This is a genomic window from Vibrio sp. 970 (assembly GCF_033339075.1).
On the sequence record NZ_JAWOTW010000406.1, the window covers coordinates 1 to 650 of the forward strand.

The 650-nt window shown below is 40.0% G+C and carries 1 protein-coding gene; it reads left to right on the forward strand.

Annotated elements, in window-relative coordinates; genetic code table 11:
- Positions 1-244 precede the first annotated feature (244 nt).
- Positions 245-650 (forward strand): TIGR01212 family radical SAM protein (locus tag R7Q11_RS26980; RefSeq protein ID WP_225467087.1); only part of this gene is annotated, 406 nt, incomplete at its 3' end.

The following is a 650-nucleotide window of genomic DNA, read 5'->3' on the forward strand; positions in this document are numbered from 1 at the left end:
TGTTACTTCGGATTGCAATGAAAAGTCGCCTCTGTGACCCAATTTTTTCGTTTAATTATGCATTTTTAGTTTAACATTTACGCAACATGACGCTTTTTTGTCTGTATTTATGCAAGTTTATTGATTTCACACCGATTGAGCGTTGTTTGAATTGAGTAATATTGTTTGTTTTTTCTTGCAGGGATGTAATTTAGTTACATAAATCGTAGTGAGATTTATTACGGTTTACTATTGGTGAGAATCTATGCAGTTACATGAGTTGGTCAATACACTAGGCCAAGATCTTCAGCGTCGTTACGGCGAAAAAGTCCATAAGCTGACTTTACATGGTGGCTTTAGTTGCCCAAACCGCGACGGCACGATTGGCCGAGGTGGTTGTACATTTTGCAATGTGGCTTCGTTTGCTGACGAAGAAGTACAAATCAAAAGTATTCATGAACAGTTGAAAGATCGTGCTGGGGAAATCCATCGAGCGAAGAAATATCTGGCGTATTTTCAGGCTTACACCAGTACTTATGCAGAAGTACAAGTACTGAAAAATATGTATGAAGAAGCGCTCAAAGCTGCTGATATTGTGGGTTTGTGTGTGGGAACTCGCCCAGACTGTGTGCCTGACTCGGTATTAGATTTGCTGTCGGATTACGTAAACC